General features: G+C 68.5%; 15 protein-coding genes. 6 read left to right on the top strand and 9 right to left on the bottom strand.

The window, feature by feature from the left end; all coding sequences use genetic code 11:
* The first annotated feature begins 58 nt into the window (after window positions 1–58).
* Both LTI14_RS03815 and LTI14_RS03820 read left to right on the top strand, forming a co-directional pair.
* Window positions 59–2,242, top strand: coding sequence for a M3 family metallopeptidase (locus tag LTI14_RS03815; RefSeq protein WP_241475861.1), 2,184 nt, complete (start codon window positions 59–61; stop codon window positions 2,240–2,242).
* Between the two features lie 393 nt (window positions 2,243–2,635).
* Window positions 2,636–3,046 (top strand): four-helix bundle copper-binding protein, encoded by a 411-nt coding sequence (locus LTI14_RS03820; RefSeq protein ID WP_241464832.1) that lies wholly within the window; start codon window positions 2,636–2,638, stop codon window positions 3,044–3,046.
* Window positions 3,047–3,189: 143 nt separating this feature from the next.
* On the opposite strand, the gene LTI14_RS03825 is transcribed toward LTI14_RS03820, so the two are convergent.
* From LTI14_RS03825 to LTI14_RS03850, 6 genes are read right to left on the bottom strand one after another with little or no spacing between them, the layout of a single operon-like run.
* The gene (locus LTI14_RS03825; RefSeq protein ID WP_241475862.1) at window positions 3,190–3,987 is read right to left on the bottom strand and encodes a DUF429 domain-containing protein; all 798 of its coding nucleotides are present in this window, start codon (window positions 3,985–3,987) and stop codon (window positions 3,190–3,192) included.
* A 35-nt stretch (window positions 3,988–4,022) separates the two neighbouring features.
* A complete protein-coding gene (pgsA, locus tag LTI14_RS03830; protein ID WP_241464834.1) occupies window positions 4,023–4,637 on the bottom strand; it encodes a phosphatidylinositol phosphate synthase in 615 nt (204 codons plus the stop codon).
* Window positions 4,638–5,180 carry an HIT family protein gene (locus LTI14_RS03835; RefSeq protein WP_241464835.1) on the bottom strand — a complete coding sequence of 181 codons (543 nt, stop codon included), beginning with the start codon at window positions 5,178–5,180 and terminating at the stop codon, window positions 4,638–4,640.
* A gap of 6 nt (window positions 5,181–5,186) precedes the next feature.
* Entirely contained in the window at window positions 5,187–7,274 is a 2,088-nt protein-coding gene (thrS, locus tag LTI14_RS03840; RefSeq protein ID WP_370642756.1) for a threonine--tRNA ligase, read from the bottom strand.
* A 56-nt stretch (window positions 7,275–7,330) separates the two neighbouring features.
* Window positions 7,331–8,254 (bottom strand): Fpg/Nei family DNA glycosylase, encoded by a 924-nt coding sequence (locus tag LTI14_RS03845; RefSeq protein WP_241475863.1) that lies wholly within the window; start codon window positions 8,252–8,254, stop codon window positions 7,331–7,333.
* A gap of 3 nt (window positions 8,255–8,257) precedes the next feature.
* Window positions 8,258–8,731, bottom strand: a complete 474-nt coding sequence (locus tag LTI14_RS03850; RefSeq protein WP_241465096.1) for a ribose-5-phosphate isomerase — start codon at window positions 8,729–8,731, stop codon at window positions 8,258–8,260.
* Between the two features lie 282 nt (window positions 8,732–9,013).
* Between LTI14_RS03850 and LTI14_RS13020 the strand changes: the two genes are divergently transcribed.
* A complete protein-coding gene (locus LTI14_RS13020; RefSeq protein ID WP_370642757.1) occupies window positions 9,014–9,475 on the top strand; it encodes a globin in 462 nt (153 codons plus the stop codon).
* A gap of 19 nt (window positions 9,476–9,494) precedes the next feature.
* Here LTI14_RS13020 and LTI14_RS03860 read toward each other — a convergent pair whose 3' ends face one another.
* Window positions 9,495–10,202: a hypothetical protein gene (locus LTI14_RS03860; protein ID WP_241464838.1), complete on the bottom strand. Its 708-nt coding sequence runs from the start codon at window positions 10,200–10,202 to the stop codon at window positions 9,495–9,497.
* 5 nt (window positions 10,203–10,207) lie between these two features.
* Window positions 10,208–10,906 (bottom strand): FadR/GntR family transcriptional regulator, encoded by a 699-nt coding sequence (locus tag LTI14_RS03865; RefSeq protein WP_241464839.1) that lies wholly within the window; start codon window positions 10,904–10,906, stop codon window positions 10,208–10,210.
* A gap of 187 nt (window positions 10,907–11,093) precedes the next feature.
* Here LTI14_RS03865 and LTI14_RS03870 point away from each other — a divergent pair, with 187 nt between their 5' ends.
* From LTI14_RS03870 to LTI14_RS03880, 3 genes are all read left to right on the top strand, one after another.
* On the top strand, window positions 11,094–11,609 hold the full coding sequence (locus LTI14_RS03870) for a gluconokinase (protein ID WP_241475864.1): 516 nt from the start codon (window positions 11,094–11,096) through the stop codon (window positions 11,607–11,609).
* On the top strand, window positions 11,606–13,006 hold the full coding sequence (locus LTI14_RS03875) for a GntP family permease (RefSeq protein WP_241464841.1): 1,401 nt from the start codon (window positions 11,606–11,608) through the stop codon (window positions 13,004–13,006). The genes LTI14_RS03870 and LTI14_RS03875 overlap by 4 nt, the downstream gene beginning before the upstream one ends.
* A gap of 78 nt (window positions 13,007–13,084) precedes the next feature.
* The gene (locus LTI14_RS03880) at window positions 13,085–14,122 is read left to right on the top strand and encodes an acyl-CoA thioesterase (protein WP_241464842.1); all 1,038 of its coding nucleotides are present in this window, start codon (window positions 13,085–13,087) and stop codon (window positions 14,120–14,122) included.
* Window positions 14,123–14,142: 20 nt separating this feature from the next.
* On the opposite strand, the gene LTI14_RS03885 is transcribed toward LTI14_RS03880, so the two are convergent.
* Window positions 14,143–15,429 (bottom strand): glycosyltransferase, encoded by a 1,287-nt coding sequence (locus tag LTI14_RS03885; protein ID WP_241464843.1) that lies wholly within the window; start codon window positions 15,427–15,429, stop codon window positions 14,143–14,145.
* Window positions 15,430–15,495: the final 66 nt, after the last annotated feature.

The following is a 15,495-nucleotide window of genomic DNA, read 5'->3' on the forward strand; positions in this document are numbered from 1 at the left end:
CCCGAAGCAACCGTCGTATAGTCTTTCCACCAGCCTAGCGGAGAGGACGTTGAGTCTCATGGAGCACACCGAGCGCCCGGCAGCTGTGGACGGCACGACGACGATCGAGCCGGCTGCGGAGAATCCGCTGCTCGCGGACGGCGCCTTGGACTATGGGCTGGTTGACCTCTCCCTGGTCCGGGACGAGCACTGGCTGCCTGCGCTGGAAGCCGGGATCACCGCCCAGCGCGACGCGGTGGAGGCCATCGCCGCCGACGGCTCCCCCGCTGAGGTGTCCACCGTGCTGCACCCGCTGGGCCGCTCCCATCGGCTGCTCTCCCATGTGGAGCGGGCGTCCTCCTGCATGTTCTCAGTGCACGCCACGCATGAGCGACAGCAGGTCCAGCGGGAGATGGCCCAGCAGCTGGCCGGGCACCGGGATTGGCTCACGCTGCACCCCGGGCTCTTCCGCCGCCTCGCCGCCCTGGAGTCTGCTCTCGCGGAGGGGCGCACCAGGGCCACCGCGGAGCAGCGGAGGATGTTGCAGAAGACCCTTGACCAGGCCCGGGCCGCCGGTGCTGGGCTTGAGGAGGTCACTCAGGACCAGCTGCGCGCGCTCAACCTCGAGCTCACCGCCGCTGAGACCGCCTATGAACAGCTGCAACGGCATGAGGCTGCCGCCCACGCGGCCTTCTTCTCCGATCCAGCGGAGCTGGAAGGACTCGGCGACCAGGAGCTGGCCGCCGCGGAGGCAGCGGCGCGGGAGGCAGGCCACAGAAGCGGAGCGCTGCTGCCCCTGAACCTTCCTGTCCAGCAGGGACCTCTGGAACGGATGTCCCGGCGCTCCTCGCGCCGTCGGCTGCACCAGGCCTCCGTCGCCCGCGGCACGCTGACCGACGCCCAGGGCCGGACGACCAGTCAGATCGGTGGGCAGATCGCCGTGCTGCGGGCGCGCCGCGCGCGGATGCTTGGCTTCGAGCATCACCTGGACAGCGTCCTGCCTTCGCGGACGGCCGAGGACCGCGCCAGCATCGAGGCGATGCTGCGCACCATCGCCGACGGCGCCCTGGCTCGCTTCGACACCGAGATCCTGACGCTGCGTGAGACTGGGGTGCTTGAGGGCGGGCAGGCCCACTCGGGGGACCCTGACGGCGCCCAGTCAGACGGCACCGAAGAGCTCCAGCCCTGGGACATCAGCTTCGGCCTCGCTGCCGCGGCGAAGCAGCGGAACTCGAATGAGATGCACAGCACGAGCCGGCACGCAGCAGCGACTCAGGGGCAGGATGTGCCCCTGGAGGAGGCTCTGCGCCGGGTCTTCGACGCGGCGTCCCGGCTCTACGGCATCACGGTGGTCGAACGCGATGACCTGCCCGCTTTCGCCCCCGGGGCGCGCTCCTTCGAGGTGTTCGAGCACTCCGCAGTGCAGCGCCGCGGTGCCGGCATCGGCCTGTTCCTGCTGGACCTCTATGCTCGGCCGAGCAAATCCGGCGGGGCATGGATGAACTCCTTCTCGGTGGCCTCGACCTTGACCGGTTCCGCGCCGGTGGTGATCAACACGCTGAACATCACCGCCCCGGCCCCCGGGGAGAGGGCCGCACTGACACGCACGGCCATGCGCACGCTCTTCCATGAGTTCGGCCACGCCTTGCACGGCCTGCTCGCCGAGGCGGAGTTCGAGGAGCTCTCCGGCACTGCGGTGCCGCGCGACAACGTCGAGTTCCCGTCCCAGGTCAATGAGATCTTCCAGGAGCTCTTCAGCGGGGGCCTCACCGAGGCTGGGCAGGCGCCGGCAGCGGAGGATCTCTGGGGCAAGGGGTTCAGCACGTTCGAACACGTGGCCGCCGTCGTCCTGGACCTGGCCTGGCACACGCTTACGGTGGAAGGGGCCGAGGTCGCCGCCGACGATCCTGAAGCCTTCTCCGCCGCCGCGCTGGCGGCCTGGGGGCTGGATCACCCGCTAGTGCCCCCGCGGTACGGGACCGGCTTCTTCAAACATATCTTCGCCGGATCCGGCTACGCCGCCGGGTACTACTCCTACCTGTGGGCCCAGGTGCTCGCCGCCGACGCCTCCCAGTGGTACCGCGAGCAGCTGGGCCCACACGACAGCTCCGAGCAGAGTCACCAGGCGCTGGCTGCGGCCGGATCCCATGTGCGCCGCGAGCTGCTGGCACGCGGGAACACTCGGGACCCGCTGGAGTCCTACCGGATCACCTTCGGCAGGAAGCCTGGGATGGAAGCCCTGCTGCGCCAGCTGGGACTCTGAGGCTGGGACCCTGAAGCTGGGTCGGCGGTGTGGAGTCCCGGGGTCGGACCTTCACGTGCAAGGGGGAGCGCACCGAGCCGAAATGGACGGCGGAGTGCCTCCTGGTGGCACGCCGCGGGAGCATGTCCCGTGACGCTCGCGCTCACTGCCGGCCGGACCAGCCGCTGCGCCGGACGACGCAGCCCTCCCGAACTCGTCCCGTCCTGCGCGAAAACCCTGCCGCGAGTTCTTGGAGGTCGCACCGGAGAGCGTCTTCTCCGATGTGGAATCCGTCCAGCGCCGTTCCCGAATCCTCGGGCCCACGCTACTGTGTCTCCGACGGCATGCTTCGAAGCCGCCGAGCACCAGATCCTTATACCGCCTGAGCCGCAGTGTGAGAGAAGGAGCAGCACCATGACTCACCACGTGACATCAATGCTGGACACCCACCCCAGAACCATTGAGTGGGTGGACGAGCAGAAGCTTGCTGAGTGCATCGAAGCGTGTTTCGAGTGCGCTCAAACCTGTACTGCCTGCGCCGACGCGTGCCTCGCCGAAGACATGGTCGCAGAGCTGACCACCTGCATCAGGAGAAACGCCGACTGCGCCGATATCTGCACGGCGACCGGCAACGTCCTGTTGCGGCAGACCGGCAACAACATCGATGCCGTCCGCGCCATCCTGGAAGCGTGCGGCATTGCGTGCAGATCCTGCGCAGACGAGTGCTCCCAGCACGCAGACCACCACGATCACTGCCGCATCTGCGCCGAGGCGTGCCGACGCTGCGAGCAGGCCTGCGCCGACCTGCTGGCCTCCCTGGGGTAGGTGACATACCGGGCATCTCCCACGGGCGGACTGGCGCGGCCTTTCCCGGGGCCCAAGTCGCAGAACCCGAAGAATACATACCTGCGATTCGGTCCCAGTGCCCTAGGCCGGAACGGTGGTGTCTTTCGCGTCCTCGACCGCCGTCAGGTCACGGTGTAGGACAACGGTCGTTCTGAGGCGTGTGGAGGTGAGAGCAAGGCGCCGAGCGCACAGGACGGGAGCACGATCCAGCCCTCCCGCTCGGCTCGCTCCTGATGCTTCGACGGCGGAGGCTCATACCGTCCCACTGCGGCAGCGCGTGCAGCGAGGGCGGCCACGACAGCGTCGAAGGCGTCGGTGGACTCCACCATGAGCTCCGCGTGCTCACCGAGATCGAACCAGGGCGCATCCCGCTGCATCCGCCGGACCAATGAGCGGCGCACCTTCGGATCTGTCCGGTATCCCCGAATCTCCCACTGCCACAGCCGCAGCGTCGCGCCGGGGTACACCTCCACGACGACGCCGTCCCGTCCCGACCGGTCGACGACCAGTCCGCTGGCCGCGAGTCGACCGAGGAGACCGGCGCAGCGCATCGCGGTCAGACCTATCCGGTCGGTCGAGACGCTGAGCGGCCACCGACCGATCTTCTCGCGGACATGCCGGTCGGTCTCACGAAACGCGAGCGTTCGCCTCCATGCCATCCGCCCGTCCGGCACTTGAGGCTGCGCGAGGTTCGCGTGGTCGGCGATGAATGCGACGAACTCATCGGGCCAGCCGAATGCACAATCAATCCCGATCTTCGCGACCCCCGCTGCGGCGTCCGTGATCTCCGCGTCGTCGACATTGAGAGTCAGCTGCTCCAAGCGGGCACGTTCGGGGGTCCACGCGATGAGGGCGAGGGCCGTCCCCTTGTTCTCGGCGGCCAGATCGACTCCGGCTGTACGCATAGGGAGATCGCTCATGACCACGACGCTACCCAATCACCCCGCCTGAGGGGTCAGTCGGTCGCGGCGGCGGTCTGCGCGATGACGGCGCGGAAGCGCTGGGCGATGGTGACCACCGAGGCGATTCCGAGCAGGGTCAGCACCACCAGCAGCACCGAGGAGTGCAGGCCCAGACCGGTGAAGCCGGTGAACACCAGGGTCAGGACCATGCGCTCGGAGCGTTCGGCGATGCCGACGTCGGCGGTGTAGCCCAACGCCTCAGCCTTTGCCCGCACATAGGAGACCAGATTGCCCGCCAGCAGGCAGAATGCCGAGGCGATGCCGAGCCAGATGTGGTCTCCGCCGGTGAAGAACCAGATCAGCAGTCCTAAGAACACCGCGCCGTCCTGGACCCGATCCAGGCAGGAGTCCAGGAAGCCGCCCAGCACAGAGCCCTTGCCGCTGATCCTGGCCATCAGACCATCGATGAGATCGGAGAAGACGAAGACGGTGATGAACACCGTGCCCCAGAACAGCTCCCCCATCGGATAGAAGACCAGTGCGCCCAGGCAGACCCCGATAGTGCCGATCACCGTGACCATGTTCGGGGTCATGCCAAGTCTCAGCAGAGCCTTGGCGATCGGGGTGAACAGCCCGCCGAAGAAGGCGCGCGCGTATCGGTTCAGCATCTAGCGGTTCGCCTCCCAGGCCTCGGCCACCATGGCGCGGGTCTCCCCCAGCGTCTGCGAGATGTTCTTCGTATGCGCGACGATCGGCATGAAGTTGGTGTCCCCGTTCCAGCGCGGGATCACATGCTGATGCAGGTGAACCGCGATGCCCGCCCCGCCGACCTTGCCCTGGTTCACCCCGAGGTTGAACCCCCCAGGGTTCGCCGTCGCGCGCAGCACGCGCATGCACTGCTGGGTCAGGGCGATGAACTCCCCGGCTTCCTCGGCGTCGAGGTCGGTGAGATCCGGGACGTGCCGATAGGGACAGACCATCAGATGACCGGGGTTGTACGGATAGAGGTTCAGCAGCACGAAGCACCGCTCGCCGCGGTGGACGATCAGTGACTCCTCGTCGCTGCGCTGAGGACCCTGGCAGAAGGGACAGTCCTCGGAACCACTGACCTGGTCCTGGCCGCGCTTCTGATAGGCGGCACGGTGCGGGGTCCAGAGGCGCTGGAAGGCGTCGGGCACGCCTGCCAGTTCAAACTCGTCTTCGGACCCCACGCCGGTTCAGCCTTCCTTGGATTCGATGGCCGCGAGGATCCGGGCCACGGCCTCATCCACCGGCACCTGGTTGTCCTGGCTGCCGTCACGGAAGCGGAACGAGACCGCGCCGGCGTCGACGTCATCGCCTCCGGCGATCAGCACGAACGGAATCTTGTCCTTCGAGGCGGTGCGGATCTTCTTCGGGAAGCGGTCGCTGCTGTCCTCGAGCTCGGCGCGCACGCCGGCGGCCTGCAGCTTGGAGACGACCTCGGTGAGGTAGTCGTTGAACGGCTCCGCGACCGGGATCGCGCGGACCTGGACCGGTGAGAGCCAGACCGGGAACGCTCCGGCGTAGTGCTCGGTGAGCACGCCGAGGAACCGTTCGATCGAGCCGAACTTCGCGGCGTGGATCATCACCGGCTCCTGGCGGGTGCCGTCGGCGGCCTGGTACTCCAGGCCGAAGCGCTCGGGCTGGTTGAAGTCGTACTGCACGGTGGACATCTGCCAGGTCCGGCCGATCGCATCGCGGGCCTGCACGGAGATCTTCGGGCCGTAGTAGGCCGCACCGCCGGGATCGGCCACCAGTTCCAGACCGGTCTCGTTGGCGACGTCCTCGAGCACCTTGGTGGCCTCGGCCCACTGCTCGGCGCTGCCGATGAACTTCTCCGAATCCTCGTCCCGGGTGGAGAGCTCCAGGTAGAAGTCATCGAGGCCGAAGTCGCGCAGCAGCGAGAGCACGAAGCTCAGCAGGTGGCGGACCTCATCGGGGGCCTGTTCCTTGGTGACATAGGAGTGGGAGTCATCCTGGGCGAAGCCGCGAACGCGGGTCAGGCCGTGGATCACGCCGGACTTCTCGTACCGGTAGACCGAGCCGAACTCGAAGAGCCGCATGGGCAGCTCCCGGTAAGAGCGTCCGCGGGAACGGTAGATGAGGTTGTGCATCGGGCAGTTCATCGCCTTGAGCCGGTAGTCCTGGCCCTGTTTGGTGATGTTGCCCTCGGCGTCGCGCTCCTCATCCACATGCAGCGGCGGGAACATGGTGTCGGCGTAGTAGGGCAGGTGTCCCGAGGTGTGGAACAGGCCGTCCTTGGAGATGTGCGGGGTGCCCACGTACTGGAAGCCGGCCTCGATGTGCCGGGTTCTGACGTAGTCCTCCATCTCGCGCTTGATGATGCCGCCCTTGGGGTGGAACAGCGGCAGCCCCGAGCCCAGCTCGTCGGGGAAGCTGAAGAGGTCCAGCTCCGAGCCCAGCCGGCGGTGGTCGCGACGCTCGGCCTCGGCCAGCCGCTCCTTGTACGCCTTCAGGTCATCCTTGGTGGGCCAGGCGGTGCCGTAGAGGCGCTGGAGCTGCGGGTTGGACTCCTTGCCGCGCCAGTAGGCGGCGGCGGAGCGCATCACGGCGTAGGCGTTGGCGATGAGCTTGGTGTTGGGCAGGTGCGGTCCGCGGCACAGGTCGGACCAGACCCGCTCGCCGTGGCGATCGACGTTGTGGTAGATCGTGATCTCCCCGCCGCCGACCTCGATGCTGGCACCTTCGGCGGCCTCAGCGGCACCGTTTGGGCTGTTGGAATCGCTGGCGACGCCGAGCAGCTCGAGCTTGTACGGCTCACTCGCCATCGCGGTCCTGGCCTGCTCCTCGCTGACCACCTCGCGCTCGAAGTGCTGGGTCTGGTTGATCAGCTTCTGCATGGCCTTCTCGATCTTCTTCAGATCGTCCGGCGTGAAGGGCTCGGCGACGTCGAAGTCGAAGTAGAACCCGTCGGTGATGTAGGGGCCGATGCCGAGCTTGGCCTCAGGGTAGAGCTGCTGGACCGTCTGGGCCATCACGTGGGCGGTGGAGTGGCGCAGCACGTTGAGCCCGTCGGGGCTGGAGATGTCCACGGCCTCGACGGCGGAGCCGGCAGGGATCTCGCGGGAGAGGTCCCAGAGCTCACCGTCGACCCGCATGACCACGGTGCTCTTGTCCGCGGCGAAGAGCGTGGTGCCGGTGGTGCCGCGCTCGATGCTCGCCGTCTCGCCGTCGCGGGTGATGCTGATGGATTCAGCCGGCGCTGACGCCTGGGACGGGGCTTCCGATGCTGCGTTTTCGGACACTTGGGATGTACTCCTCATGGATGTTCTGCGGACCCAGGTGATTCTACGGGAACCCCGGCGGAACTGGCGCGGGCTCAGCCGCGCTGGCACCCCGGACACCAGTAGAGCCGGCGGCCCTGCAGCTCAGCCGCCTCGATGACCGCCCCGCAGCGCGGACAGGCGGTGCCCTGATGCTTATAGACCCAGTGGCGCCGCGAGCCGCCGGTGCGCACGGTGCGGATCCGACCCTCAGCCACGCCGTCGCGCAGCTGCTCGGTGAGCCGGTCCCAGAGCGCGGTGGCGCGTTCGGGGTCAATCTGGTTGCTGGGCGTGTGCGGGTCGAGCTGCTCGAGGAACAGCGATTCGGCCCGGTAGATGTTGCCCACCCCGGCGATGACCGCCTGGTCCATCAGGGCCGCGGCGATGCTGATCCGGCGCCGGCTGAGGTTGCGCAGGAAGGTCTCGCGCGGGTGCTGATCCTTCTGGGCGCGGTCGGTCTGTGCCGATCCCGCATGACCCTGGTCAGTGCTCATCCGGTCAGGAGGGCCCTGGCGCAGCGGATCAGGACCCAGCCGGGCGATGATCTTGTGGTAGTCCGCGACCTCGAGCACCGCGCAGGTGGCGGGACCGCGCAGATCCGCCCAGCCGTGCCGGGCGCTGACCCTGGCTCGCACGGCCCCCTGCGCAGGCTCGGGGATGAGCCAGCCGTCGTCGTCGTACTGCGGCTCGAAGGTGACTGCCGCGGCTCGAGGAGCGCCTATGGAGGCCTCGGCCGTGAATTCCTGATCCCCGCGGAAGCTGAACGCGCCGTAGAGCCCCAGATGGACCTGCCAGACCTCGGGCCCGAGGTGCACGAACAGGTGCTTGCCCCAGGCCTCGGCGTGCTGCGGAACCTGCCCGTCCAGCCGCTCCGCGCCGGCGGCGAACCGCCCCTGCGGAGAGCTGACCCGCCACGGGCTCCCCACGAAGACCGTGTTGATCTGCGCGGCGAGCCGGTGGAGGGTATGACCTTCAGGCATTTCTCAGTCGAGGATCTCGCCGGTCAGCTCATAGTGGGAGATCTTCCCGATCCGGCGGGCGTGGCGCTCATCCTTGGTGAAATCGGCGCGCAAGAAGGCCTCCACGATCCCGGTGGCCTCTTCGAGGCTGTGCTGGCGTCCGCCGAGGGCGACCACATTGGCGTCGTTGTGCTCCCTGGCGAGGACCGCGGTGTCGTGGCTCCAGGCCAGGGCTGCGCGGACGCCGGTGACCTTGTTCGCGGCGATCTGCTCGCCGTTGCCGGATCCGCCCAGCACGATGCCCAGCGCGTTCTTGCCGGCGCTGCGGGCGGCCACCACGGCCGCGGCCGCTCGGATGCAGAAGGCTGGGTAGTCGTCCAGCGCGTCATACTCCTGCGGCCCGTGATCGATGAGGGTGTAGCCGAGACCGCGCAGGTGATCTGCCAGGTGGGCGGAGAGCTCCATCCCTGCGTGATCGGTGGCGATGTGGACTTCCATGCTGTCTACCATGATCTCTTCTCAGACCTTTCGGGGCGAGGACGCGGGTGGCCGGGGGCCGGGTCAATCCTACGGGGCTCAGGCAGGTGCCGGCAGTGGCTGCGTGGCCGACGGGGAACATGGGGTGAGCGAGTATCGTTGCACCCTGCACCGCGCAAGAGGAGGAACATGTCTGACGAAGAGTCCAAGCCCGCCCGTGAGCTTCCGAAGTTCTCGAACCGCCTGGGGGCGCCGATCGCCACCGTGCGGCCCGTCGGACGGCCTCCGTCCCAGGTCTCCGGCCTGCCCGGCCGCCCCGCCGCGGCGACGCCTGCACCAGCAGCTGCCGCGCCGTCCAGCCCCCCGCCCGGCAGCTCTGAGCCGTCAGGCGCTGAGCAGCAGAGCTTCTATGATGCGGTCGGTGGACGCAGGACCTTCGAGACCATCGTCGAGGTCTTCTACGACCATGTCGCGCAGGACGAGGACTTTCGGGCGATGTACCCGGAGGCGGACCTGGAACCGGCGAAGGAGCGTCTGCTGATGTTCCTGGAGCAGTACTGGGGCGGGCCGCGCACCTATCAGGAGCAGCGCGGGCACCCTCGGCTGCGGATGCGGCACATGCCCTTCGCCGTGGATGCTGAGGCTCGGGACAAGTGGCTGACGTTCATGCGCGCCGGAGTCGACGCCGCAGAGCTCTCCCCGTTGCACGAACAGATCCTGTGGGACTACCTCGAGCGCGCCGCGCACTCGATGGTCAACAGCTGACCCTCAGCGGGTCAGACCTTCACAGAATCGCGGGCTCCCGGGTGCTGCGGCACAGGATGTAGCCGCCCTGCGAGCTGAGCCGGACCCAGCGGCCCCTCCGGTGCACGGCGGTGGATCCGCTGGCTCCCTCGGCGGCGAGGAAGTTCAGCGCGTGGGCGCCGAAGGCCGCGCCGGCGGGGATGGCGGCCTCGTGGAGCTGCTGAGCGTCCTCGGCCGATGAGGCGTTCTCGGTCTCCAGGTCCCGCCCCCAGACCTGTTCCCGGACCTGCTCGACGACGGCGGCGCCCGCCGTGGTCGGCACCGCCTCGGTGATCTGGGCGATGCCGGACTGGGCCTGGGCGCGCAGGTGGTCATCGGGCACACTGCCCAGCGGCTCCCAGCCGGAGCGCGGGGGCGTGACCGCCGCCCAGGGCACGCTGAGCCGGCTCGGCGGCAGCGAGAGCTCGGTCTCGGCAGGGTTCATCCGGGCGATGCGCTCGCTGATGGAGCTCAGCTCCGTGGTGACGTCGGCGCGCGACGCCTCGGCGAGGGCGACGGTGCGCAGTCCCAGCACCGCCGGCAGCTGGCTCGTCAGCGAACCCGGGGTCATCACCGGCACCCAGGCGGCGAGCACCTGGCCCACGGCCTGGAGCCGGATGCCCTGCTCCTGGATGCGGCGGGCTCGTTTGATGTAGGTGGAGAGGTCCTGGAGCGAGACGGCTTCAGCGAATCGCAGCGAGTCAGTCATGGGGCTCATTCTTCCAGAGCAGAGCGCACCTCATCGACCAGGACCTCCATGCAGCGCCGGGCCTCGCGCGGGTCCTTGCCCGCGATCGCTCGGGCCACGCCGTCGTGGGCGTCGAGAGCCTCGGGCATAGGACGGGTCGGCATCAGGCCGTGCTTGGTGCGTCCGGTGAGGACCTCCGCGACGACGTCGGCCAGTGCCGCGAACATCGAGTTTCCGCCGGCCTCGAGCATCAGCCGGTGGAAGGCGATGTCTGCCGCGATGAACTCCTCGAGCTGCTCGGACTCGCCGAGCCGCCGCATGGTGGCGGCCAGATCCAGCATCTGGTGGGCCTGAACCTCGGTCCGCCGGGCGGCAGCCAGAGCTGCCGCTTCGGTCTCCACCGCGATGCGCAGCTGCGTGAGTTCGATGAACGCCCCGCGCGCGTCGGCCGAGGCCAGCCGCCAGCCGATCACGGCGGGAGACATCACGTCCCAGTGCTCCGCGGCGGTCACCACCAGGCCGATGCGTCGCTTCGAATAGAGCAGACCATGGGACTCCAGCACCTTGACGCTGTCGCGGGCCACGGTGCGCGAGATGCCGAAGCGCTGCTGCAGCGACTCCAGGGTCAGCACAGCTCCGGGTCGATGCGCCCCGTCGACGATCTCGCGCCCGAGGGTCTCGGAGATCGCGTCCCGGCCCACGCGGGCCACGGAAGAGTTCGCCACACAGCCTCCTTCATCAACACAGAAACAAACATCACACCTTTCATGCTGAAAGGTGCTATCTTAGCTGGCACGTGGTCCCCGTCACAGGGAATCCGAGAACCAGCCCTCAGCACAAAGGAATTCGATGACGAATCCCCCACCTCAGCCTAGCCCGGGTGAACCGGCTCCCCCTTGTCACCTGGTGGTGATGGGAGTCTCCGGCTCAGGGAAGTCCACGCTGGCCGCAGCCCTGGCAGCCGAGCTGAACCTGCCGATGGCCGAAGCCGATGAGTTCCATCCGGTCGAGAACATCGCCAAGATGGCGTCGCAGACGCCGCTGACCGATGAGGATCGCTGGCCCTGGCTCGACGCCCTGCGGGACTGGATGTCCGCCCAGGTGGAGACCGGCAGCGTGATCACCTGCTCCGCGCTGCGCCGCAGCTACCGAGATGTGCTGCGCACCGCTGCCGGACGCGTGGTGTTCCTCCATGTGGATGTGGAGATCCCGCGGCTGAACACCAGACTGGCCCACCGCAGCGGCCATTTCATGCCCCCGGCGCTGCTGGAGTCCCAGCTCAACACGCTGGAGTCCCTCGATCCGGAGGAGGACGGCGTCGTGCTCACCAATGACGCCACGATCGAGGACCTCCTCGAGGCCGCCCGGACCTGGCTCCGCACCAACACCGACACTTCTGACCAGAGCGAAGAACGGAATCACTCATGACCCTCGAAGGCTGGGAACAGACCCTCGGCACCGGCCCGCTGCTCGGCATCGCCGCCGGCTCCATCGCGGTGCTCCTCGTGCTCATCATCCGCTTCAAGGTCCACGCCTTCGTGGCCCTGATCCTGGTCTCGCTGCTCACCGCAGCCGCGGCCGGGATTCCGACCGCAGACATCGTCCCGGTGCTCACCTCCGGCTTCGGCTCCACCCTGGCCTCGGTGGCCCTGCTCGTCGGCCTCGGCGCGATGCTCGGCCGGATCGTCGAGGTCTCAGGCGGCGCCAAGGTCCTGGCCGACAAGCTGGTCAACAGGTTCGGGGAGAAGCGCGCTCCCTTCGCGCTCGGCGTCGCCTCGCTGCTCTTCGGCTTCCCGATCTTCTTCGACGCCGGACTCGTGGTCATGCTTCCGGTGGTCTTCGCCGTGGGTCGACGCCTCGGCGGATCGGTGCTGCTCTACGGGCTTCCCGTGGCCGGCGCATTCTCCGTCATGCACGTGTTCGTGCCTCCGCACCCGGGCCCCGTGGCAGCCAGTGAGTTCTTCGAGGCCAACGTCGGCATCCTGCTGCTGGTGGCGCTGCCGATCGCGGTGCTCACCTGGTATGTGACCAGCTACCTCTTCGGCAAGTGGGCCGGACGCCGCTGGGAGCTGCCGATCCCGCTGCTGCTGGGCCAGGCCGATGAGGCCGCCGAGAAGAACCCGCCGAGGTTCGGCACCGTGGTGATGATCCTGTTGCTGCCGATGCTGCTGATCTTCCTCAACACCGGACTGAGCACCCTGGCCACCGCTGGCGTGGTCTCCGCGGAGCAGACCGAATCCGCCTGGTACAGCATCCTGGTCACCCTGGGCCAGACCCCGGTCGCGCTGCTCATCACGCTCTTCGTCGCCCTGGCAACCATGGGGACCCGGGGTGGTCGCGGCATGAAGGGCGCCCAGGACATCATGGACCAGGCGCTGGGTCCGGTCTGCGCGGTCATCCTGATCACCGGCGCCGGTGGCATGTTCGGCGGAGTGCTGCGCGAATCAGGCATCGGTGAGGCTCTCTCCGAGTCGCTCTCCGGCGTCGGGATCCCGCTGATCCTCGCCGGGTTCGTCATCGCCGGCGTGCTGCGCATCGCCCAGGGCTCCGCGACCGTCGCGCTGACCACCGCGGCCGGGCTGCTGGCCACCGGTGTCGCCGCCGCGGACTTCAACGAGCTCCAGCTCGCCGCCATGGTCATCTCCGTCGCCGCCGGCTCGGTGATCGCCTCCCACGTCAACGATTCAGGATTCTGGCTGGTCTCGAAGTTCTTCGGCATGGACGTGAAGACCACGCTGAAGACCTGGACCGTGCTGGAGACCCTGATCGGCATCATGGCCTTCCTGCTGGCCTGGGCCGTGTTCGGGGTGGGCACGCTGATCTGACCCGGCTCCCCCTATATGGGGCTGAAGGGCCGTTAGAGTGGAGGCACCTGACCCAGTCCACGCCCGAAAGGACGTCGCATGCCTGATCGCCGTTATGAGGTGCCTGCCGCCGCCGAGTCGGTGCAGCAGCTCGTGGACATGCTGCAGCTGAAGCACCTGAAGCCCGATGACGATGAAGCAGCGGCGGGACGCAGCGGCGAGGACCACTTCCTCGGTCCGGTCTTCAAGCAGGCCTACTGGCGGGTCTTCGGCGGGCAGGTGCTGGCCCAGGCCGCCACGGCCGCCATGGCCACGGTGGAACCTGACCGACTGATCCATTCGGTGCACGGCTACTTCCTGCGCCCCGGTGACGCGAGCAAACCGATCCAGGTCTCGGTGGAGCGGCTGCGCGACGGCGGCTCCTTCTCCGCGCGGCGCAGCCAGGCCTATCAGGACGGGACCCCGATCCTGTCCATGATCGCGTCCTTCCAGCGGCCCTCGGCCGGAGTGTCACATCAGCGCAGGATGCCTGAGGGGGTCCCGGATCCGGAGGATCTGGCACCCCCTCAGGAGCTGGTGGGACACGTGAAGCACCCGATCGTGCATGAATGGGCGCACGGCCGCCCCTTCGACATCCGTCATGTGGACCGCCCGATCTACCTCGAGGCGGATCAGGATCCGCATGCCACCAGCGCGGTGTGGCTCAAGACCAAGGCCGCGCTGCCCGATGACCCCAACATCCACCGGGCCGCGATCCTCTACGCCTCTGACTACACGCTGCTGGAACCGGTGCTGCGCCGCCACGGCCTGTACTGGGCCAAGCCGGAGATGAAGGTCGCCTCGCTGGATCACGCCATGTGGTGGCATCGCGATGCCCGCGCCGACGAGTGGCTGCTCTACGTCCAGCAGAGCCCGAGCGCGCAGAACGCGCGCGGCCTCGCCCAGGGGTCCATCTACAGCCGCGACGGCGCCCTGGTCGCCTCGGTGGCCCAGGAGGGCATGGTGCGACCTCCCGAGGGACTGCGACCGAAGCTCTCCGAGAAGATGCAGCAGACCCTGGTGCACAGCTCTCGTGCCACCCGGGCGCTCAACAAGAAGTACTCCCAGACCTGGTCGTCGCGCTACCTGGAGACCTGAGCCGGGCAGGCGACACCGGCTCAGCGGCTGGTGATCAGAGTCAGGCTGCGGTACGCCTGCCGTGTCGCGGCCGCGGTGGCGTCCCAGGAATAATTTCTCGCCAGCGTCGCCGCCGTCGTGCTGTAGCGGCCCCAGGCCCGCCGGTGCAGCACCAGCCAGCGCAGCTGCTCGGCCCACAGGACCGGGTCCAGGCTCGGGATCAGCCGCCCGCTGCGGCGGTGGGTGATCAAGGACGAGAGGCCCCCGACATCGTGGGCGATCACCGGGGTGCCGCAGGCCATGGCTTCCAGGGCGACCAGGCCGAAGGACTCGCTGAAGGAGGGCACCAGCACCGCGTCGCTGCGGCGGAAGAGGTCGGCGAGCTCACTGTGTGGCAGCGGGGGCAGCGCCTGCACAGCATCGGCGACGCCGGCCCGCTCTGCCAGCGCCTGGAGGTCCAGCACGTCGTCACCGCTCTGGCTTCCCGCGACGACCAGCTGCACCGGCACCTCGGGCATCCTCCTGCGCAGCTCGCCGAGGGCTTCGACGGCGACCTGCGGTCCTTTGTGCGGCTGCAGCCTGCCGGCGAAGGCCAGCCGCAGGGCGCGCCCGGCCAGCGGCCCGCAGCGGGGGTCCTGTCCCATGGGCGGGTGGAAGACCTCGAGGTCGACGCCTGGCCGGACGAGCGCGATCGAGGCGTCGTCGAGGCCGAAGAGGCGTTTGAGGTCGGCGATCTCGCGTTCGGTGTTGGCGGTGACCAGATCGGCAGCACGGGCGATCATCGCCTCGGCGAGGCTGCGCCGGGGGCTCTCCGGTGTGGTGGGGTCGAGCTCCTGCTTCACCGCGGCGATCGTGTGCATGGTGTGCACCAGCGGCGCCGACAGCGCCCGAGCCAGCTGAATCCCGGCCAGCCCGGAGATCCAGTAGTGCGAGTGGACCGTGGTGACCCGGCTGATGTCGATCGATTCCAGGCTGCGCAGCGCCCGGGCGGCCAGCTCATCGACCCGTTCGGGCAGCAGCGACTTCTCCGACCGCGCCTGCTCGCCGACGGCGAGGGTGTGGATCCGCCGACCATCGTCGAGCACGGTGACGCTGTCTGCGCCTGCGGGAGCCTCGGCGTCGACGTCGGTGGTGACGATGTCCACCGTGATGCCGCCCTGGGCGAGCGCTGCGCTGAGCGCGTTGACGTAGACGTTGAGGCCGCCGGCGTCCCGGTTGCCGGCCTGGGCCAGCGGGGAGGTGTGCAGACTGACCATGACCACGCGCGCCGAGTCGGGGTCGGTCTGCGGGGCTCCGCAGACGCCCGCAGGGACGCAGTCGGTGGACATGTGGCTCTCCATGACGCCGCGCGGCATCGCGACGCAGCTGAGGGGTGGGGTGGTTCGATCCTTATG

Source organism: Nesterenkonia sp. YGD6 (genome assembly GCF_022565895.1).
Classification (GTDB): Bacteria; Actinomycetota; Actinomycetes; order Actinomycetales; family Micrococcaceae; genus Nesterenkonia.